The sequence below is a fragment of the Vibrio sp. TBV020 genome, from assembly GCF_046056895.1.
Taxonomy (GTDB): Bacteria; Pseudomonadota; Gammaproteobacteria; order Enterobacterales; family Vibrionaceae; genus Vibrio.
In genome coordinates this window covers 1098221-1117931 of record NZ_JBEEAQ010000001.1, presented here as the reverse complement: position 1 = coordinate 1117931, position 19711 = coordinate 1098221, and the positions used below count along the sequence as shown (strand labels likewise).

Sequence of the window (19711 nt, the reverse complement as noted above, 5' to 3'; positions counted from 1 at the left end):
CCGTTTATTGAGTCGTAATTAAATGAATTAACCTAGCCTTTAGATTTAGCTAAAAATATCAAAGCGATCCCACTTAAAACCAGTAATGACGAGATAGCAGCAGTTAGAGTTATTGGCTCACCTAGCCCTATACTTCCTGCTGCAAATGCAATCACAGGTACAGCCAACTGGGAGACAGACGCTTGAAGCACTGAGATGTGTTTAACAACTTGGTACCATAAGATGTAGCCGAAGCCGGAAGCAAAGACGCCCGACATTAACGCCCATAAAACACCATTAGCTTTGATAGTCTCAATTGAGACAAGTAATGGGCTGGCGATAAGGGCGAGTACACTTGCAAGCATAAACCCTTGGGTTATTGAGACCGAAGCAACGCTATTTTTACGCCCTAACAAGGTAAAAATGCCCCAGCAAACACCTGCAACAAGCATTAAAGTTGCTGCACTCAAACTTGGTGCCTCAGCCGACGGAAGCATCAATACAGCGAAGCCAAATAACGCAACTCCAATACCGAGTATTTCTTTAGGGATTAAGCGATTTCCAGAAAGAACGTGGAACGCCACTAAAGTCAGTTGCACCATACCAAAAAGAATCAAAGCACCTGTACCGGTACTAAGTTGGGTATAGGCATATGAAAAGCAGACTGCATAACCAAAAAGAGAAATGCCCGACCACCAGCTGTGTTTATCAGTAAAGAAGCTATAACTCATTTGACCGCGCCAACTTTGTATAAGTAACAGCGTTACAGCTCCAGATACGAGGCGCAGCCAAGTAAAAGAGCCCGGATCGATAACGTGATTCGCCAATGCTAGGCGACAAAAATATGAGTTGGCAGCGAAGGCTATTAGCGCGACGACGAGTAGTGAAATATTGTGCATGACTCTCCCTTTTAGCTAGAAGAGTGTAGTGGTAAATCAAGTACCGGTAATAGCTCTAATAATTCTGGCTAAGATAGTTTGGCTATATCTAGCGATTATTTACGCCTCTTTTGACATATCTCGTAGCGAATAACCATCAATAAGATATGCTGAACAAAACGTAATCAAGAGATACACATAATGAGACGATTAGCACTGATTTTCACACTTTTAGTATCATTTAGTTTGCCAGTTTCGGCTTCATCTCGCGCAGATATTGGTTGGGAATGGATAGAACAAGGCGCCCTGATTGTTGATGTAAGAACGCCACAGGAGTTTGCTGATGGGCATTTAGACAATGCAAAAAACTACCCACTTTCAGAGTTGGACAAGCATTTTTCCAATATAGATAAAGACGCTCAAATCGTTCTTTATTGTCGCAGCGGCAATCGTTCCGGCCAAGCGTATCAATATCTAACCGCACAAGGCTTTACCAATCTTCATAATGCCGGAGGACTGGTAGAAATGCAGCAAGCCAAATAGCCCAACATGCTTACAAATTCTCTGTCCTACTTTTCTTCAGGTCGATAAGGCTCTTCTCTTAAGATATGGCTAACCAGAAGTTTTAGATACAATAGCGGCAAGAACCATTCTAATCCTTGTGGTGCTTGAGCCCAATAAATTGCGATAAGTAGACTTAGTGAGTAAAGACTCAAGGCAACTGGACGTTGTAAATACAAGGGTGTTTTCATAACTAAACCACACGCTAATACCATGTAACCACCGATAGCGGCAATCCAAACCATATCGAAGTTTAAAAACGCCCAACTGTAGAGAGAAAGCTGCACAAAATGAGTCATGATAAAGCTCATATGCTGCTTGAATCCTTGCCCTTCACGGTGAAACCAGCGCTTCGCACTCGACGTTGCATTAGTGATGATGCCGCCCACAATGTCTACAGTAAGTAAGCCCGCAATTAAATACTGCACACCAGTCCAACCTAACTGCGCGAAATAAGCGTAAGCAACCAACACAATGCCTGCGACGAAAGGAACATAGAGTTGTAAGTCTTTCTCTTGTTTGGTTGCACCAGGACCTATCAGTTTATCAATTCCTCCCCAAAAACCAGTTCTTGCTTGAGGAACGTTCCAATCAATTTTCATATCAAACCCTTATTTTCGACCGCTTGGTCTTTTTAAATTAATACGCTTTAAATCCAAGGTAAAGATCTTTTTTGTCCACTCGGTCTAAGTAAAAGATCTTGTGGTATACTGGCGTTCATAGCGGTAACAAAATCGAGAATAAAAATATGCCGAAGATCGTCGATCATGAAAGTAGACGTAGAGAAATTGCCCAGAAAGCAACGGAAGTATTCCTAGATTTGGGGTATAAAAACATTGGTATGAGACAGCTTTGCGAACAATTAGGTATGAGCAAAAGTGCCGTATATCACTACTACAAAAGTAAGGATGAGCTATTCAAAGCCGCAACTGAAGCAATCGTGAACTTTGATGTGGAAATGCTAGCAGGCAGACCTAGCGCCGCGGAAGCGACCCCAACACAGCAGGTGGAAAACTTCGTGTTGATCTTCGAGCAGATGGCTCCGCGTTTCTTCCAAGAGATGAAGCTCGTCGCCGATTACATTGACGTGATTGGACAACAAAACGTAGCGACAGATGCATGTATGTTACTCGCTAACCAAAAGTACACCGCAATGTTAGAAAGCTACGTTTCACCACTGCACAAAGAATCACTATATACCCTAATACTAGGGTTACTAAATCATCAAGTGATGCTGGGTAAAGCACTGGACAAAACATTTGTAACTGAACAAGTTGAACGAGTACTAATCAACTAACTCTCAAAGTTTGCATATAAATCATTCCTGTTTGCCATAAGAGTTTGCTAAGGTTTAAGTCTAAGAAAACAATGCGTTAAATGGATGTGCTCATGCCTGTATTTCTTGCTTTATTAATCGGCGTCTTAACTTGCCTACAACCTGTCTATGCAGAACAACCCAAATACTCGGAATCTGATTTGCTCGATCGTCCTCTAATGGAGCGATACATCCTTGATGAGTTAAAATCGCTTCGCCAAGAACAACAAGATCTAGAGCGCAAGTTGACCATCCAAATCACAGATCGAGAGCTCAGCGTTGCCGACAAGTCGTTGAACTACGCCAATGTGACGGTGACATATTTCTTCTACATTATCGCTGGTGTTGCGTCACTGATCGCTTTTGTCGGCTGGCAATCTCTGCGAGAGTTCAAAGCCAATACAAAAGAGATGGCAGATAAACGCCTCGAAGCCATTGCCGATGAGTATCAGAAAAAGTTTAGCGCCTTGGAGCGGGATCTAAAGCGCAAAACACGCATCATTAGTGAAAACAATAAAGAGATTGAAAAGATCAACGAGATTCATAACCTTTGGCTTCGTGCGCAAAGTATGCCAACCGCAGAGCAACGTATTGACGTCTATGATGAGATCTTAACCTTGCGTCCGGGCGATCTTGAAGCCTTAACCTATAAGGCTGATGCAGCGATGGAAATCAAAGAGTACCACTGGGCTTTAAGCCTATGTAATCGCGTGCTTGAGCTTGACGATACCAATGGTCCAGCGCTCTACCAACGCGCTTGTGCCTATTCTCGATTAGGCATTGAGGAGCAAGCAATTGAAGATCTCACTCGAGCAATTGATGCTAGCCCATCAATCCGAGATCTGATTGACACAGAACCTGATTTAGAAGGTATGCATGGCAATCCACGCTTTGATGCTTTACTCAGCGAGAGTGACGATTAACTCCTTCCTAGAGATAAACTAGACAGTTTTTAAGCGATTATTCTGTACTTTACCCAATTCCAAGTTAGAATCATCGCAATCATTCATCTGAAGTGGCAACACTTTACAATCAATTTAAGGAGGAACTTATGTCTATGTGGTGTTCAATCAACCCACGCTTTTATGGCATGAAGGACCGCTCAAGAGTTTCAGATTTCGCGCTGCGATAATCTCGACTTGAGCGAATAATTACCTTTCGACAGAGACGTCACCCGAGTACTTTCCCTCAAGCTCGAAGAATTATTGTCAGCCCATGACAACGGCCTTTTGCGCCCAAAATTCTTGAGAACACTATGAGTACTTTTTTAACTGCACAATCACTAACCCTTTCTCACACAGCAACACCAATCTTCAAAGATCTAACGTTTACGATTCACCGTGGCGACAAAATTGGTCTTATCGGTCATAACGGCTGTGGTAAAAGCTCCCTACTCAAACTGCTTAGCGGTCAATTTGAACCAAGCCAAGGCACGTTTGCCAAAGCCAGTTCATGTTTGATGCGTTATGTTGAGCAGCATTTACCTGAGTCTTTAAGTACACATTCCGTAATAGACGCGTTAGCAGAATCCTTATCAGGTGATGATATTTGGCGCGCTGAGCTCTTATTGGATGAACTAGGGTTTTCGACCACAGAACGACACATGCCGGTTGAAAATTGCAGCGGAGGTCAGCAAATGCGGCTCTTGCTTGCACGTGCGATTATCCATCAACCTGACTTACTGCTTCTGGATGAGCCGAGTAACCACTTGGACTTGCCATCGCTCCTTTGGCTAGAGCAGTTCCTATCAAACTGGAAAGGCTCATTCGTATTGGTATCTCACGATCAAACCTTGCTCGATCGCGTCACCAACACCACTTGGGTCATGCGAGATCGATCTCTGCATCATTTCTCTTTGCCTTGCTCTCAAGCGAGACAAGCATTGAAAGAGAAAGATGAAGCCGATCAACTTCGCCATGCCAGCGAGCAGAAAGAGATCGACCGAATCGAGAAGAGCGCCAAGCGTTTAGCCACTTGGGGCAAAGTCTACGACAACGAAGATCTTGCTCGTAAAGCGAAAACCATGTTCGCCCGTAAAGAGCGATTAGAAGAACAACAAACAGAGTTATCAGAAGGTACACCCTGGGCTCTAGAGCTTAAAAGTGAGGCTCTTCCTGCGAATCGTTTACTTGAGATACTACCCTTTTTGGTCTCACCTCTAGATAGCGATCATCACCTGTTTGAGATGTCAGAAACACGCGTAAAAAGTGGCGACCGTATAGCAGTGCTGGGCAGTAATGGATGCGGTAAATCGACGTTACTTAACCTGCTCTATCACGAGTATCAACAGACCCAAGTAGAGTCAGCATCACTAAACACAGATGTCACGTTTCATGACCGTTGTAAACTGGGTTACTACGATCAATCATTACAGCAGCTCAATGACTACGACACCATTAGTGAAGCTCTGCAGGCGTTTGCTTCGATAAGTAGTGAGCAAGCCAAACGCTCACTGATAGGTGCTGGCTTTGAGTATGCGAGGCACGATCAACACGTCGCGAGCCTAAGTGGTGGTGAGCGCGCTAGACTGCTATTCATCGGTCTAACATTAGCCCGCTATCACATGCTATTTCTTGATGAACCAACTAACCATTTAGATATGGAAGGAAAAGAGGAGCTAATCGAAACTCTACAAGAGTTTGAAGGAGCGGCTCTTTTGGTCAGCCATGATAGAAGCATGATCGAACAAAGCTGCAACCGCTTCTGGTTTATCGAAAATGGAGAGCTCACCGAGTATCTTTCAGTCGATGAAGTGTATGAGAAGATCGCCACAGTGACCCTTTCAACTTCTCAAGAGAATAACACTGAGCTTGGGATCACCAAGGACACGTTAAAAACCTCCCTAACTGAAGAGCAACTACTAGAAAGGCTCGTTGAATTGGAAACTCTGCTGGAAGCGGATTTAGGACGTAAACCTAAACACCAAAAACCTGCAATGCAGCAAGAGTGGCAACAGGAGATTGAAAACATCACCGCACAGCTATAACGATCAAGCCGGAGTCTACCTCCGGCTTTATTTAAGGTTCTTTAGCAGCACTCACTTTCAAAAATCGAGATGGTAGTTATTATTGGATTGATCCAACGAGATTACCCAGTTCTTTTCAGGTTCACTTGCACTCATTGGCACCCATTGCGCATAGAGCTTGCTCCAATTGCCATTCACTTCTAACTCGACCTGATTAGTTCGGGTCGGGTAAATAGTCGTTATCCGAGACATAGGATCAGCAATCTCAACGCCATCTTCAGTCGTAAACGCCGACTTGGTATAGAGGTGCAAAGCACCTTCAGCAGTGCCCTGATAATTCATCGATAGCGTTATTTTATCCCCGATACAAAAAGCAAAATCCCGCTGCGCAACAATATCTTGAGTATCAATAAGCTGAGCTGATGTAGTTTGAGTTGGCGTGGTAGAAGAACCTGAGCCACTGCTGCCTCCGCTACTATCACCGCCACCGCCTCCTCCACAAGCCAAGATTAGCGTGGAAGTCGACATGATGGTCAGAAGTTTTGTTGAAGTATTCATGTTGGGCTCCTTGCTACTGTGCTGCTGAAATCACTTTGCCATTCGTTGGCGTGTTGTACCAATTGGTGTCCGTTTCACCACTGCTTGTTACCCAAGTTGAAAAGCTGGAATAAGCGTGGCTGATGTCGGTGTTCTCAGTTGGATGGTCCCAATCATCTCGAACATTGATCGCCCATGGCATATTGTTGTTGGTAAGGAAGTATTTAGAGCCGCCTGTCGCATCATCATGCAAATTGAACAGAGCATTGTTCATTTCCCCTGTCCCTGAGAATGACTGAAAGTGAGTTTGCCAACTCATACCAGGGAAAGTTAGAACAAAACTCCCGTGGTAAGTCCCTTCTGCCGCAAAGATAAACGAATCATAAGGCGGGTAACCCACTTGGTCTCTTGCAATGGGAGTCGTCAACTCAACCACCATTTGGTAGCTGAGAAGATCGGCCGCTTGCTCATCTAGACAGTTACTTTGAGTACGATAGAAAGTACAGCTGGCTGTTAAAACACCCAATGCATCCAACTCGGCTCGCAAATTTTCCGAAACCACCAAAACAGTCTCACTACCCGATTGCAATACCGTATGTTCAACAGCCTGACCATTTTTGGTCACGATGACAGAAGCTACGTTGGATGAGTCGACATTCGGCAGTTTCACGGCAAAGCCATTTGAGTAACCCGCTCCCATAGCTTGCAGGGTGTAATCGACAGTAATGGTTTTCAATTCACGCTGACCATTTAAAAGCTCCGTTACTCGGTAGCGCCACACGACATCGTTGAAGTCATAGTCTCCCATCAACGGCCAACGATCTTCGAACGCCATCGTTGCATAGGTGTCGGAACTTGGGTAAACCGAAGTAACCGTAACTTCTGGATCGTTTTCTTGCACTAACACTTCGTATTTTGAATCAGTAGTACCATCGGTATTCACACCATCTACTGCCGAAAAAGGCGAAATGTCCACGGTGAAGATCAAGTCGTTAAAATCGTTGTCGCCACTAGGGCGTTTAATGTCCTCAAATCCGAGCACCAAGAACTCATTCTCGGTGTCCAAAAAAGCGACATTATGCCTGCGATAATTCGCTGTGGTTTCCGGGTTCAAGCTAGAAAGACTGTAGAAAGGCGTGTTCCAAGGACCAAGGTATTGGATGTTGTTATATGTACTTGCGCTCCAACCATTTGGGATAACGAAAAACGCCAACGTTTGTCCTGCCGTAAGCTGAACGTCAAGGTCTATAGTGTCTCCCTCTTGCATATCACCATCGGGCGCCTTTGAGGCATTTGGGAAGATAACCATATGAGCTTCGATGTCATCTTTACTAGCAGGTGGATTGTTGGTGTCATAAACAAAATAGCCAAGAGTATTGCGATACCCTGCACCTTCATTGAGAAAGGTAACCGAGGCAGTCGCATAGTCAGCTCCATCGAGTTCATCATCAATATCGATATTGGAGTAACGATCCGGGGCGATAAAAGCCGTATTCACATAAGTGCCTTCAGGTAACATTGAATAGACATTGGTGAGAGTATCTTGGGGTAACTGGTCTGCAATCGAAGTAGCCTCTAACGGCTTACCCTTGTAGGTGTAGTTGGAGTTTGCATTGCCTGATTCAAACGATAGATCGTTGGTCGTAAGTGCGTAGCCCGATATTGATACGCAACAACTGGTTAGCGCTATAAATTTCGCTGCCTTCATGCTATTCCCCTCATCAACTAAGTCCTTGGTCTTAAGGGGGTAACGCAAATATGATGCCTAATTTATACTCAATAAAAACAGCGGGTTATAATGTTATTTATGCCATTCCTATTTTGAGAATGAAGCTGGTTGGCAAAGTGATTAGAAAGAAGAAAAAGCCAACTGATGAAATAACCGCACGGAAATAACGACAAAAGGCACCGATAACTGGTGCCTTTTTCATCCGCTGCTTAGCTGAATTATTCGGGTTTCTACATACCTTCTAGCAATAGATTTCGTTTGAGTTCCAAAGCTCTGATCTCGCTTTTTAATACCTCTTTCTCATCACTATTTTTAAGCGAATCCAACTGTTCTTTTTTGCACTCTATCTGTTTCATCAGTTCGACAGCAGGAGGAAGACAATTCGCATCTTTAAGTATCTTCATGCCCATCCGATGTTCGGCCGGCGTATTAAAATAATCATCCAAATCAAGCTTTTTACCTTTGAATTGATTGTTTTCCAACTCACCCGTTTTTTCTGCGTTGCGTATCCATCCGCCAATAGCATTATCCAAAAATATTGACATATCTAACCCTCAACGATTTATGCGACTATCGGTAAACGGCTTTCAGCCCTTCTATTACGATATTCAAACCTTCTGAAAAATATTCATCATAGTTAACTGGCTCAGTCTGGCTCATCAATTGAGCTAGATAAGGAAGATGTTCAGCCCCTTCAAAGCTTGGTATGCTCTCAGTCGTAGAGTGCTGTTGCAGATACAGAGCTTGTTCTTGGTGCTGAACAATATCCGTAACTTTGGTAAACACGGTTGCAAATGCCATAAAGCCTTTCTGGATATCAAAACCACTTTGGTCAAGCACACGGAGCGCATCATTAACCAACACACAGCTGCTCGGCGTAAACTGTTGGTTATATCGGACAAACTCGACCGAGCCCGAGATTGCTAGCAGTGCAGCTCGGAAGTTGTTTCCAAAGCTGTAAAGGTACGTTTCCCAATCTTCTCCATGAGGTTGAGCAACACTTTCCATCACGTAATCACAGCATTGAATAATCAAGTCATCTTTAGAGTTCACGTGTCGATATAAGGCCGTCGCGCTTACACCTAAAGCTTTTCCAAGTGCGTGCATGCTGACTTTAGCTAAGCCAATTTCCAATGCGCATTTTATGATCTCTTGCTTTGTAATTTGAGCTGGTCGCCCCTTAACACTCTTCGCTTTCATACGTCACCCAAATTTAGTTAACGACATTAACTTAATGCCATTAACTAAAAAGATCAAGAGAATAAAAATCGTCAGACACGAAGAAGATTCAGATACTGCAGATACAAAAACGGCCTACAACAAGTGCTGTAGACCGCGATTGGTTGAGGTCTAAGTTTAGTCGTGAGTATAAATATATGATTGGCCCGTCATACACACAATCCACACCAATCCGCCTTCGAAGCGAACGATACCTGTGTTATCCACTTCGCTGTCATTTAGCACACCATCGAACTGTTTGTTGATTCCTTTGGCTACTTCTTCAGGGACACTCCAAATACACGCTGCCACTTTGCAAGATTCAGAATTTGCATCACAACCTTCTGGTGTACTTCCTTTGCTCCATTGTGTGTCCTGTTTCGCGAGAAGCTGAGCTGCAATGTAGTCAGGGTGACTGACGTATTGCTCAAAGCCAAACCAATCATTGTTGTATGGTAAATAAGGTCCATTCCACCCTTCAATACCGGGATCTTCTATCAAATAATCTATCGCGAGATACCCATACTCAACGTCTGTATCTGAGGTGATTGGTAAGGTGCGGCCTGTGTCTTGTTGATACTCAGTAACGGCGTGCAACATGGCTTGGAGCTCTTCAACCACTTGTTGCTGCTCATCCATCACAGATTCATTTGCTTGGACTGACCAACAAGCTAACGACAATAATGATGTCAGTAAGGTATTTATAATTGTGTTCGTTTTCATAACAACTCTTATTTCATGTTAGTTCGCATCTGAGCGAGTATTGCATCACTAATCAAATGCTTTTTTTGCCGTCCCAGTTACCCAAAATTCACTTTCTCTTTGCTGAACTCGTTCTGCTAAGAAATCGACAAAGCAACGAATTCTCGCCGTCGTTCGTAGATCTCGATGAAGCAGTAACCAAATGCTGCGGTAAGGTAACGGTTTTTGAAATGGTGCGCGGACAAGGTTTGGGTGTCTATCTCCAAGGTTACACGCCAAATAAGCCATACCAAAGCCTGAAGCGGCCAATGAAATTAACGGAATCAATTCAGATACTCGATGCTTCAACGTCGCTTTAGGGTAATAGCTCTCTTTCAACCATTTAGCCGTTGTATCACCTTCAGGTTCATGCCAACCGATAAAACTCAGCCCTTCGCCTAAGTTATCTCTGATTTTCTGCGCGTACTCATGACTGCAATAGGCTGCCTGAGACATTTGAACCAGACGTCGTCCGACAGCATCATCGTAGACTTCATCGGCGACACGAACAGAGACATCAGCCTCGCGGCGGTTAAGATTAGCAATGTCGTTACCAAATTGCAGGTTGAGCGTAATATCAGGATAACGATCTGAAAAGGCAGCCAAATCGTCCATTAAAGACGTCATCGCCATACCATGTGGCATCGAAACATAGATAGTGCCCACCGGATCAGCGTCTCGACCTATGATCATACGCGAAGCCGCGATCATTTCTTCTTCCACTTTTTCGGCATAGGGAAGCAGCTCTTCACCGATTTGAGTTAGCACTAATCCTTGCTTAGAGCGGTCAAAAAGGCGGCTTCCAATATGTTCTTCCATTACTGATAGGCGTCGAGTAAGCGTAGTGTGATTGATATCAATACTCTCTGCCCCTCCGCGTATCGTCCCTGCTCTTACAACAGCTAAGAAGACTTTGAGGTCATCCCAGTTGAACGCATATTGTTGATTATTTGGCATTTCCTCTCCATGGTTCATTTTTGACACACGATGTCCATTTTTACCTATCTACAGAGCACATTTCAACCATGGTAACTTAATCGTCAGTCAGCCATCACAGCAAAAAGAGACAACCATGGACACAATAAAAACCGTTTTAATCACAGGTGCAAATGCAGGACTTGGCTTCGAGGCCGCTCGCCAGCTAGCACAGCGTTCAGACATCAAAAAGGTTTACCTAGGATGTCGAAACCAACAAAAAGCAAAGGAAGCCAAACAGCAGCTTGTCACCGCTACCGGGCGAGATATTTTCGACATCGTCATTATCGATGTATCCAACTCTGACTCCGTTCAAAACACGGTCAACCAGCTCAGCGCCCCTATTGATGCGGTCATACTAAATGCAGGAGGAACAGGAGGTCGCACACCGAATCAACTGACCAAAGATGGTGTCACTACGATCTTTGCCTCAAATGTATTTGGTCATGCTGTCTTAGTCGAAGCACTGATCAAACGTCAGCTCATTACCTCGACCATTCTTTACGCGGGATCTGAAACCGCACGAGGAGTACCTAAAATGGGTGTACCTAAACCAGAACTGAAAACCTCATCAGTCGAAGAATTTACTTCGATTGCGAACGGAAACCTATTTGGTAGCAAAGCCGATCCTTTAGAGATCTACGGCACCATAAAGTTAACTGGAGCGTTGTGGATGAGCTCAATGTCTAGACAACACCCACACCTTAAATTCATCACAATGAGTCCTGGGGGAACAACAGGAACCAATGGAATGGACGATTTGCCTTTCTTGAAGAAACTGTTTTTCAAACATATTGGTGGCTTAGTGATGCCGATGATGGGAATGATGCACAGCGTCGAAAAAGGGGCAAAACGCTACTTAGATGGGCTTTTTGATCCTCGCTTTGAAAGCGGCCATTTTTATGCGAGCCAAGCGGGCTCTCCAACCGGACCACTTGTCGACCAAGTTTCAATTGAGCCTTCATTGGGTAACGTCGCTGCGCAAGACAACGCACGCCATGCTATCCAGCAATTTATTAATGTAAACGCATAATATAAAGGAGTTTACCATGGATATGACACTTCAAATTCTCGTCAGCTTAGCAACCTTTCTTTTGAGTGCCCTAGGCTTGATGTCGATGTTCGCCCCGCAAAAAATGGTAGCGAACTTTTCATTAGAACCCGTCGGTAATGCCGGTATGAATACGATACGTTCAGTGATGGGCGGACTTTTTCTGGCCAGTGTGTTTATGTTGCTACAGGGGTTACTGACAGGTGAGACAGAAAGCTATTTCTTCGTCGCGATCATTATGATTGCCGTTGCGATTGGCCGCATGGTTGGACTTCTCTTTGATGGTTTTAACAAAGCTGTGATACCACCGCTTATGTTAGAAATCGTTATTGCAGCAGTATTGATGTTTGCTCACTTCAAAGCAGGTGGTTTTTACTAAATCCTCCCATTCACCTACTGCAATTAAGAAGAGCGCCTATGCCCGGTGGCGCTCTTGCTTTGTTAAACGACTGATGTTAACGCTAGCCTAAGCTGCTTGCGGGGAATTATAGTTCCCCAATAATGCATCATAGAATTCACTGTCATTCAGCACACCGACCAACTCACCATTTTCAACTAACAAGATAGGCTGTCCACTGCGTTGCTTGAGTTCAATGGCTTCACGCATTCCGATATTAGGGCTAGTGACGACAATTGAGCCTTGATTGACCTGCTCAATGTCGCCGCTTTCACTGTCCCACTCGATTAAGGTTAGATCGTCACCTTTCACAAGTGACAACTCATTACTCGATTGATCCACCCAAACTGGCTGAGCCGAACACACTTGTAGTCGATTCTGATCTTGTTTTAGCTCCTCAACTGGCTGCATTAGCGAGCGTCCTTTGAGTACATTCAGTGGATTAGTATGAGCGACAAAGTCACGCACATAATCATTTTCAGGCGTAAGAATAATATCTTCAGGCTTACCATGCTGAATCAATCGACCTGACTCCATAATTGCAATGTTGTTGCCGATTTTCAGCGCTTCATCTAAGTCATGGCTAACAAATAAAATCGTCTTGTTGAGCTTCTCTTGCAGCATGATGAGTTCATCTTGAAGCTGTGCTCGAATCAGAGGATCAAGCGCAGAAAACGGCTCATCCATTAAGAGAATATCCGTGTCCATAGCAAAGGCCCGGGCTAGGCCTACACGCTGCTGCATACCACCAGAAAGCTCATGGGGGTACTTATCTTCCCATTCAGAAAGCCCCACCATTTCAAGTTGTGCACGGGCTTTCTTTCGGCGTTCAGATTTCCCCATTCCTTGTAGCTCTAAACCAAAAGCCACGTTATCCAGTACGGTGAGCCAAGGCATTAAAGCGAACTTCTGAAACACCATCGACACGCGGTGGGTACGCAAGCGGCGCAGGGTTTCATCATCACAGCTTGCTAGATCGACTTTCTCATCGCCATCTTTCAGCTCTAACGCGCCACGAGAAATCTCATTAAGACCATTTACCGCGCGAAGCAGACTTGATTTGCCTGAGCCAGATAGGCCCATCAACACGCAAATCTCACCTTCTTGGACAGTAAGCGAGACATTATCAACACCAACCACTTGCGAAGTTTCATCAATAATTTCTTGGCGAGTTTTGCCGTTATCTAACAGCTCCAACGCCAGTTGTGGTTTATCACCAAACACCACATCGAGGTTTTTAATGGTAATCGCATCCATGATTAAGCTTCCTTCTGGTTTGGTGATTTACACAGACGATCAAGAATGATCGCCACAAGAACGATAGCAAGTCCAGCTTCAAAGCCTTGCGAAATGTTTACCGTGTTCAACGCGCGAACCACAGGTTTACCTAGACCGTCTGCACCCACTAGCGCGGCAATCACCACCATGGAGAGTGATAACATGATGCACTGCGTCACACCTGCCATAATGCTAGGCATAGCGGCTGGCAGCTCTACTTTGAATAGCAACTTCATTCGCGTTGCCCCAAATGCTTTACCCGCTTCAACCAGTTCTTCTGGGACTTTAGTAATACCTAGGTAGGTCAGCCTAATTGGTGCCGCAATCGCAAAAATTATTGTCGAAATAAGGCCAGGAACGATACCTAAACCAAACAACACTAACGTCGGGATTAGATATACAAACGTCGGAACCGTTTGCATTAAATCTAAGATGGGCCTTAGCACGGTATAAAGCCAAGGACGATGCGCTGCCATGATGCCAAGAGGTACGCCAATTAATACAGAAATCGTTGTCGCTGCAAACACCAGAACAAAGGTTTCTAGCATTTCTTGCCAGTAGCCGAGATTTAAAATGGTCAGTAAAGCACCAATGACAAACAGAACCAACGGAACACTACGATGCAAATACCAAGCGATAGCTGCGGTAAACACGATAGGCATTGCCGGTGGCATCCACTTAAAAATATCTACAACAAAAAGAATGATTGTCTCTAAAAAAATAGCAATCGCATCAAACAGACCAGCAGCATTAAAAGTTAGCCAATCAACCCCTGCTTCCATCCATTGACCCAATGGGATTTTGTTGTCAGTAATAAAATTCACAATACAGCCTTTGTGGTAATGATTATTTAGCGTGTGAGAAAGGGCAGGCAAGGTGCCCACCCTAAGTGTCGTAAATTAAAGCATCATTTATTAAGCTTTCGAATTGATGTAGCTAGTAACGGCACCTTGCGCTTCTTCACCTTTCAGAGTTTTCACTCCGTCTAGCCACGCTTCAACTTGCTGTGGATTCGCTTTTAGCCACTGCTGAGCCGCTTTTGCTGGCTTGACGTTCTGGTTAAGAATGGCTTCCATTAGCTCATTTTCCATCTCTAAGCTGAACTCAAGGTTTTTAAGCAAGTTGCCTACGTTTTGACACTCAGACAGGTAGTTTTGGCGAACATTGGTATAAACATTTGCGCCGCCGTAGTTAGGGCCGAAGAAGTCGTCACCACCGTCAAGATAAGCCATTTCAATGTTGCTGTTCATTGGGTGTGGAGCCCAACCTAAATAAACAATCCATTGATTACGACGCACTGCGCGTGACACCTGTGAAACCATGCCCGCTTCACTTGATTCCACTAAGCTGAAGTCTTTCAGACCGAATGCATCACTGTCGATCATCGACTGGATTAGACGGTTACCGTCATTACCCGGCTCAATACCGTAGATACGGTCTTTAAATTTATCGCCGTTCTTCGCCAAATCAGCAAAACTCTTCACGCCCGCGTCATACACATACTTAGGTACGGCTAGGGTGTACTTCGCCCCTTCAAGGTTCGCGCGAACTGTCTCAACTGTGCCAGCTTCACGGTATTTAGCGATATCTCCCTCCATGGTTGGCATCCAGTTGCCAAGGAAGATATCGATATCACCGTTCGCCATCGACGAGTAAGTCACAGGCACTGACAGCAAATCCGTTTTGGTTTTGTAACCCAAACCTTTTAGCAGCTCAGACGTGACCGCCGTCGTTGCAGTAATATCTGTCCAACCAACATCAGCAAAACGGACGGTTTCACATTGATTAGCATAAGCGTTCATCGCTAGGCTGCTAAGCGCGATGGTCGAAAGTGTTTTTGTCATCATAGACATGTTGTTTTCCTTGTAATGATTACTGACTTGGGGGTTAGCCCAACTCTCTACGTGGAGAGCCATTTCTTTGTGTTGTTTGCCAGTCTGGGGCGATCCAAACTGGTTGTTCGTTCATTTCCATCACTGGCTTACCCAAAATCATGTCTGATGCACGCTCTGCAACCATAATGGTTGGTGCATTCAGGTTACCGTTTGGAATGGTTGGGAAAATGGAAGAGTCCACGACTCGTAGACCTTGAATACCGCGAACTCGACAGGCTTCGTCAAGTACTGCCATAGGGTCATCATCTGCGCCCATTTTGCAGCTACATGATGGGTGATACGCGCTTTCTACGTTCTCTTTTACCCACTGGTCGATCGCTTCATCAGAGTGAACATCCGCCCCTGGCTGAATTTCTTCGCCGCGGTAGTTGTCCATTGCAGGCTGCATTAAGATTTCACGAGTTAAGCGAATACAATCACGCCAATCTTGCTTGTCTTGCTCAGTCGAAATGTAGTTGAACTCTATTTTAGGTTTAGCGTGAGGATCAGCAGATGTGATAGCAATTGAGCCTCTGCTCTGCGGCTTATTCGGCCCCACATGAACCTGAAAACCATGGCCATCAAACGCGGCTTGACCGTCATATCGCATCGCGGCTGGCAAGAAGTGGTATTGGATATTTGGCCATTTCAATCCTTTGCGCGAACGAATGAATGCGCAAGATTCAAAGTGGTTAGTCGCGCCTAGGCCCTTACGAGTTAGAATCCACTCTGTACCAATCAAACCTTTGCTGATAAGCCCCAATTTACTGTTAAGCGTAATCGGTTGAGTACAGTGGTATTGGAAGTAAACTTCGAGGTGATCTTGGAGGTTTTCGCCAACGCCCGGTAAGTCATGCGCTACGGCAACACCCGCTTGTTCAAGAACGGATTTAGGGCCGATACCTGAAAGCTGCAAGAGTTGAACAGAGCCAACGGAACCGGCACTAGAAATCACTTCTTTATTGGCGAATGCTTTGTTTACGACACCTGACTTTTCGAACTCAACGCCCATTGCCTGCTTATTTTCAAGTAGAACTTTATGCACAACCACACCCTTAATTAGAGTGAGATTAGGGCGTTTGAGCGCACGCCTTAAGTAGGCGTTAGAAGTTGAAGCACGCACACCACCATCGACAGTCATGTGCATTGGGCCAAAGCCTTCTTGCTGGTAGCCGTTGTAGTCAGACGTTTCTGGATAACCTGCATCTTTTCCGGCATCAATGAAGGCTTGATAGAGCGGGTTGCGCTTCATATCGTTGCCATTGCAAGTACCTACAGGTCCATTGCCACCGCGATATTCATCTTCACCACCAATCCAACTTTCGGCTTTGCGGAAATAAGGCAGACATGACTGATAATTCCACCCTTGTGCGCCATGCTCTTCCCATTCATCGAAATCACAAGCGTGGCCACGGACATAGACCATTCCATTGATCGAGGAGCTGCCGCCTAACACCTTTCCGCGCGGACAATGCAGTTGTCGGCCATCAAGCCCTTTTTCAGCCACTGTCTCGAACTGCCATGCATATTTTTCAGTATTCATTGGGTAAGAAAGCGCCGTCGGCATTTGAATGAAAATGCTCTTGTCTGTACCACCAGCTTCAAGCAGTAGAACATTATGTTCGCCGCTTTCACTCAGCCGATCCGCCAACACGCAGCCGGCCGAACCCGCGCCGACGATAATATAATCGTAGCGTTCCATCATTTAATCTCTCCGTGATTTCAGTTAGGCGTACGGGCTGGCGTAATCGCCAAGCTCAATCAATACACTCTTTGTTTGGGTGTAGTGCTTGAGGGTTTCAGGGCCATTTTCACGGCCAATACCAGAATGTTTATAGCCACCAACCGGCATTTCAGCAGGTGAGTCACCCCACGTATTAACCCAACAGATCCCGGCCTGCATTTGATGAATAACTCGATGAGCACGCGAAAGATTTTGCGTAAATACGCCCGCGGCTAAGCCATAGTCAGTGTCGTTGGCTCGCGCAATTACCTCTTGTTCATCACTGAAGGTAAGCACAGACATAACAGGGCCGAAGATCTCTTGCTGTACATGAACCATGGTGTCGTCACAATCAACAAATACGGTTGGTGCAACAAAGTTACCGCTTGCTAATCCATTCTCTGTGACCTGATAGCCACCAGTAAGAAGCGTCGCACCGCTTTGCTTTGCGCTTTCGATTGCAGCTAATACTTTGCCTAAATGTTCTTTTGAAATGAGCGCGCCAATCTGAGTATCCATATCCATTGGGTTACCAACGATAAGTTTCTCAGTGCGAGCTTTGAGCTGTTCAATAAATTGCGGATAAATCGATTCGTGAACAAATACACGCGTACCGTTAGTGCACACTTCACCTTGGGTATAGAAGTTCGCGACCATGGCAGCAGAGACCGCATCATCGAGCTTGGCATCATCAAACACAATCATCGGCGACTTACCACCAAGCTCCATTGTCACTTGCTTGAGCGTTTGCGCACTGTCAGCCATGACTAACTTACCCGTACCTGACTCACCTGTAAAAGAGACCTTGGCGATATCCGAGTGTGCTGTCAGCATTTGACCCACTCGATGATCACCTTGTACTACGTTGAACACACCATCAGGCAGGCCCGCTTCCGTAAAGATTTCAGCTAACTTTAATGCTGTCAGAGGCGTTTCTTCAGAGGGCTTAAATATCATCACGTTACCCGCCGCTAGAGCAGGAGCTGACTTCCACATTGCGATTTGAATTGGATAATTCCACGCGCCAATTCCCGCACAAATACCCAACGGCTCGCGGCGCGTATAGAAAAATTGAGTGTCACTTAAAGGTTGTTGCTCACCTTGCATGGCTGGGGTAAGGCCTGCGAAATACTCAATAACATCAGCACCAGTTGCGATATCAACTTCAATGGCTTCTTGCAATGGTTTGCCTGTATCAGTCACTTCCAAAGCCGCCAATTCATCATTACGTTCACGTAGAATTGCGACGGCTTTTAGCAAAATTCGGCTGCGTTCAGTAGGGCTCATCGCCGACCAAACAGTAAAACCTTGCTTAGCCGCTTCAATTGCTGACTCTATGTCTTGTTGGCTTGCCTGACCAATTTCCGCGATAGGTTCGCCATTAGCTGGGTTGTATGTAACAAAGGTTTCGCCAGATGTCGCGCTGACAGCTTTGCCGTTGATGTAGAGGTTTTTCATATCCATGTGAAAGTCTGACTTAATGATTATTTTTTGAGTAAAAGGTAAGCTGCTTATCGAGGTAGTCATTAATGATCAAGCGTGCTTTATCGGCATCAATGCCTTGTGGGTTGAGCGTTCCACGTAGCCAGATGCCATCAATCAATGCCGCGATACCATGAGCGACAACTTCAGCTTGGTCGTTGGTGAAAAGAGCTTTTAGTTCGATTTTAAGATGAGACAGCAAACGCTTTTCATTAACGTGCTGCAATCGCTTGAGCTTTTCGTCATGCATCGAGTAGGACCAAAAAGCTAACCACGTTTTAGCCACTTGGTTTTCTGCTTGGAAACCGACAAAGTTGCCATCAACAATCGCGATAATGCGCTGCTGATGTGCCTCTTTTGGCAACTTGGCAAGTTTATCCATGATCGTAGTCGAGTGCTGACGCAAGATCTCTCGCATCGTCTCTTCAAGCAAACCATGTTTACCACCAAAATAGTGATTGATGATCCCCGTCGAAACACCCGCTTCTTTGCTGATCAAAGCGATGCTCGCGCCATGTAAACCCACGCGATCAATGACCGCCATCGTTGCCTTAACAAGCTGAGGCTTTCTGATTTCTGGCATGCCAACTTTCGGCATTTTAAGTCCCTATTCTTTTTTTATTGAACGTTCAATTAAATATAAAATGCCTCAAAATCCTTTCGATCTCAAACTATTTATCTATAAATCCGATCATTTATCATAAAAGCAGCTACCAACTCTAATAATTTTAGAGCCAGAAAGATCAACCACCATCGAGCAATACGCTATCAAAACAACTTGGCCAAATAATAAAAATAACAACCAAAATCAACAGCTTAACCACAACCCACAAGAGAAGCTCAAACTAGACAAACACATCAAACCAAATGCTACAAACTCAAAATTTGACAGTATAAAAATATTTAGAACGCGAAGTATTTTCCTAATCCCATTGTTCTAACAAACTAAAGTCACAACCAGTTTGGTGTGTTTACGTAAGGAAGCTTAAGTATCTAAAAAGCACTTCA

The 19711-nt window shown here is 44.9% G+C and carries 20 protein-coding genes; 6 read left to right on the top strand and 14 right to left on the bottom strand.

Annotation, left to right across the window (positions count from 1 at the left end):
• Positions 1 to 32: 32 nt before the first annotated feature.
• Positions 33 to 878 carry a DMT family transporter gene (locus tag AAFX28_RS04775; protein WP_408686133.1) on the bottom strand — a complete coding sequence of 282 codons (846 nt, stop codon included), beginning with the start codon at positions 876 to 878 and terminating at the stop codon, positions 33 to 35.
• A gap of 180 nt (positions 879 to 1058) precedes the next feature.
• On the opposite strand from AAFX28_RS04775, the gene AAFX28_RS04770 reads away from it, so the two are divergent.
• Complete coding sequence (locus tag AAFX28_RS04770) at positions 1059 to 1400, top strand: rhodanese-like domain-containing protein (protein ID WP_408686131.1); 342 nt, start codon at positions 1059 to 1061, stop codon at positions 1398 to 1400.
• 26 nt (positions 1401 to 1426) lie between these two features.
• On the opposite strand, the gene AAFX28_RS04765 is transcribed toward AAFX28_RS04770, so the two are convergent.
• Entirely contained in the window at positions 1427 to 2020 is a 594-nt protein-coding gene (locus AAFX28_RS04765; RefSeq protein ID WP_408686129.1) for a hypothetical protein, read from the bottom strand.
• A gap of 146 nt (positions 2021 to 2166) precedes the next feature.
• On the opposite strand from AAFX28_RS04765, the gene AAFX28_RS04760 reads away from it, so the two are divergent.
• From AAFX28_RS04760 to AAFX28_RS04750, 3 genes are all read left to right on the top strand, one after another.
• Positions 2167 to 2715: a TetR/AcrR family transcriptional regulator gene (locus AAFX28_RS04760; RefSeq protein WP_408686127.1), complete on the top strand. Its 549-nt coding sequence runs from the start codon at positions 2167 to 2169 to the stop codon at positions 2713 to 2715.
• An 80-nt stretch (positions 2716 to 2795) separates the two neighbouring features.
• A complete protein-coding gene (locus AAFX28_RS04755; RefSeq protein ID WP_408686125.1) occupies positions 2796 to 3656 on the top strand; it encodes a tetratricopeptide repeat protein in 861 nt (286 codons plus the stop codon).
• Between the two features lie 332 nt (positions 3657 to 3988).
• On the top strand, positions 3989 to 5719 hold the full coding sequence (locus AAFX28_RS04750) for an ABC-F family ATP-binding cassette domain-containing protein (protein ID WP_408686124.1): 1731 nt from the start codon (positions 3989 to 3991) through the stop codon (positions 5717 to 5719).
• Positions 5720 to 5776: 57 nt separating this feature from the next.
• On the opposite strand, the gene AAFX28_RS04745 is transcribed toward AAFX28_RS04750, so the two are convergent.
• The 6 genes from AAFX28_RS04745 to AAFX28_RS04720 all read right to left on the bottom strand — a co-directional run bounded on the left by AAFX28_RS04745 (position 5777) and on the right by AAFX28_RS04720 (position 10880).
• Positions 5777 to 6256 (bottom strand): hypothetical protein, encoded by a 480-nt coding sequence (locus AAFX28_RS04745; RefSeq protein WP_408686122.1) that lies wholly within the window; start codon positions 6254 to 6256, stop codon positions 5777 to 5779.
• 13 nt (positions 6257 to 6269) lie between these two features.
• Positions 6270 to 7943, bottom strand: coding sequence for an LruC domain-containing protein (locus AAFX28_RS04740; protein WP_408686120.1), 1674 nt, complete (start codon positions 7941 to 7943; stop codon positions 6270 to 6272).
• 251 nt (positions 7944 to 8194) lie between these two features.
• A complete protein-coding gene (locus tag AAFX28_RS04735) occupies positions 8195 to 8509 on the bottom strand; it encodes a DUF1992 domain-containing protein (protein ID WP_408686118.1) in 315 nt (104 codons plus the stop codon).
• Between the two features lie 25 nt (positions 8510 to 8534).
• The gene (locus tag AAFX28_RS04730; RefSeq protein WP_408686116.1) at positions 8535 to 9164 is read right to left on the bottom strand and encodes a TetR/AcrR family transcriptional regulator; all 630 of its coding nucleotides are present in this window, start codon (positions 9162 to 9164) and stop codon (positions 8535 to 8537) included.
• Positions 9165 to 9320: 156 nt separating this feature from the next.
• Entirely contained in the window at positions 9321 to 9905 is a 585-nt protein-coding gene (locus AAFX28_RS04725) for a type II secretion system protein (protein ID WP_408686114.1), read from the bottom strand.
• 48 nt (positions 9906 to 9953) lie between these two features.
• On the bottom strand, positions 9954 to 10880 hold the full coding sequence (locus AAFX28_RS04720) for a LysR family transcriptional regulator (protein WP_408686112.1): 927 nt from the start codon (positions 10878 to 10880) through the stop codon (positions 9954 to 9956).
• A 115-nt stretch (positions 10881 to 10995) separates the two neighbouring features.
• Between AAFX28_RS04720 and AAFX28_RS04715 the strand changes: the two genes are divergently transcribed.
• Both AAFX28_RS04715 and AAFX28_RS04710 read left to right on the top strand, forming a co-directional pair.
• Positions 10996 to 11931 carry an SDR family NAD(P)-dependent oxidoreductase gene (locus AAFX28_RS04715; protein ID WP_408686110.1) on the top strand — a complete coding sequence of 312 codons (936 nt, stop codon included), beginning with the start codon at positions 10996 to 10998 and terminating at the stop codon, positions 11929 to 11931.
• Positions 11932 to 11947: 16 nt separating this feature from the next.
• Positions 11948 to 12328, top strand: a complete 381-nt coding sequence (locus AAFX28_RS04710; RefSeq protein WP_408686108.1) for a DUF4345 family protein — start codon at positions 11948 to 11950, stop codon at positions 12326 to 12328.
• Between the two features lie 87 nt (positions 12329 to 12415).
• Here AAFX28_RS04710 and choV read toward each other — a convergent pair whose 3' ends face one another.
• From choV to betI, 6 genes are all read right to left on the bottom strand, one after another.
• Entirely contained in the window at positions 12416 to 13603 is a 1188-nt protein-coding gene (choV, locus tag AAFX28_RS04705; RefSeq protein ID WP_408686106.1) for a choline ABC transporter ATP-binding protein, read from the bottom strand.
• A 2-nt stretch (positions 13604 to 13605) separates the two neighbouring features.
• Entirely contained in the window at positions 13606 to 14448 is an 843-nt protein-coding gene (choW, locus tag AAFX28_RS04700; protein WP_171758201.1) for a choline ABC transporter permease subunit, read from the bottom strand.
• 90 nt (positions 14449 to 14538) lie between these two features.
• The gene (locus AAFX28_RS04695; RefSeq protein WP_408686103.1) at positions 14539 to 15477 is read right to left on the bottom strand and encodes a choline ABC transporter substrate-binding protein; all 939 of its coding nucleotides are present in this window, start codon (positions 15475 to 15477) and stop codon (positions 14539 to 14541) included.
• Positions 15478 to 15511: 34 nt separating this feature from the next.
• Positions 15512 to 17203 (bottom strand): choline dehydrogenase, encoded by a 1692-nt coding sequence (gene betA / locus AAFX28_RS04690; protein WP_408686101.1) that lies wholly within the window; start codon positions 17201 to 17203, stop codon positions 15512 to 15514.
• A 21-nt stretch (positions 17204 to 17224) separates the two neighbouring features.
• Positions 17225 to 18685, bottom strand: a complete 1461-nt coding sequence (betB, locus tag AAFX28_RS04685; protein WP_408686099.1) for a betaine-aldehyde dehydrogenase — start codon at positions 18683 to 18685, stop codon at positions 17225 to 17227.
• Positions 18686 to 18698: 13 nt separating this feature from the next.
• On the bottom strand, positions 18699 to 19301 hold the full coding sequence (gene betI, locus AAFX28_RS04680; protein WP_408686097.1) for a transcriptional regulator BetI: 603 nt from the start codon (positions 19299 to 19301) through the stop codon (positions 18699 to 18701).
• Positions 19302 to 19711: the final 410 nt, after the last annotated feature.

Bases quoted from the DNA above. Each gene is read 5' to 3' on its own strand.
- AAFX28_RS04725 (WP_408686114.1), bottom strand. From the start codon at position 9,905: ATGAAAACGAACACAATTATAAATACCTTACTGACATCATTATTGTCG.
- AAFX28_RS04735 (WP_408686118.1), bottom strand. From the start codon at position 8,509: ATGTCAATATTTTTGGATAATGCTATTGGCGGATGGATACGCAACGCA.
- AAFX28_RS04775 (WP_408686133.1), bottom strand. From the start codon at position 878: ATGCACAATATTTCACTACTCGTCGTCGCGCTAATAGCCTTCGCTGCC.
- AAFX28_RS04755 (WP_408686125.1), top strand. From the start codon at position 2,796: ATGGATGTGCTCATGCCTGTATTTCTTGCTTTATTAATCGGCGTCTTA.
- AAFX28_RS04750 (WP_408686124.1), top strand. From the start codon at position 3,989: ATGAGTACTTTTTTAACTGCACAATCACTAACCCTTTCTCACACAGCA.
- AAFX28_RS04710 (WP_408686108.1), top strand. From the start codon at position 11,948: ATGGATATGACACTTCAAATTCTCGTCAGCTTAGCAACCTTTCTTTTG.
- betB (WP_408686099.1), bottom strand. From the start codon at position 18,685: ATGGATATGAAAAACCTCTACATCAACGGCAAAGCTGTCAGCGCGACA.
- AAFX28_RS04770 (WP_408686131.1), top strand. From the start codon at position 1,059: ATGAGACGATTAGCACTGATTTTCACACTTTTAGTATCATTTAGTTTG.
- AAFX28_RS04765 (WP_408686129.1), bottom strand. From the start codon at position 2,020: ATGAAAATTGATTGGAACGTTCCTCAAGCAAGAACTGGTTTTTGGGGA.
- AAFX28_RS04730 (WP_408686116.1), bottom strand. From the start codon at position 9,164: ATGAAAGCGAAGAGTGTTAAGGGGCGACCAGCTCAAATTACAAAGCAA.
- betI (WP_408686097.1), bottom strand. From the start codon at position 19,301: ATGCCGAAAGTTGGCATGCCAGAAATCAGAAAGCCTCAGCTTGTTAAG.
- betA (WP_408686101.1), bottom strand. From the start codon at position 17,203: ATGATGGAACGCTACGATTATATTATCGTCGGCGCGGGTTCGGCCGGC.
- AAFX28_RS04715 (WP_408686110.1), top strand. From the start codon at position 10,996: ATGGACACAATAAAAACCGTTTTAATCACAGGTGCAAATGCAGGACTT.
- choV (WP_408686106.1), bottom strand. From the start codon at position 13,603: ATGGATGCGATTACCATTAAAAACCTCGATGTGGTGTTTGGTGATAAA.
- AAFX28_RS04745 (WP_408686122.1), bottom strand. From the start codon at position 6,256: ATGAATACTTCAACAAAACTTCTGACCATCATGTCGACTTCCACGCTA.
- AAFX28_RS04695 (WP_408686103.1), bottom strand. From the start codon at position 15,477: ATGTCTATGATGACAAAAACACTTTCGACCATCGCGCTTAGCAGCCTA.
- AAFX28_RS04740 (WP_408686120.1), bottom strand. From the start codon at position 7,943: ATGAAGGCAGCGAAATTTATAGCGCTAACCAGTTGTTGCGTATCAATA.
- AAFX28_RS04760 (WP_408686127.1), top strand. From the start codon at position 2,167: ATGCCGAAGATCGTCGATCATGAAAGTAGACGTAGAGAAATTGCCCAG.
- AAFX28_RS04720 (WP_408686112.1), bottom strand. From the start codon at position 10,880: ATGCCAAATAATCAACAATATGCGTTCAACTGGGATGACCTCAAAGTC.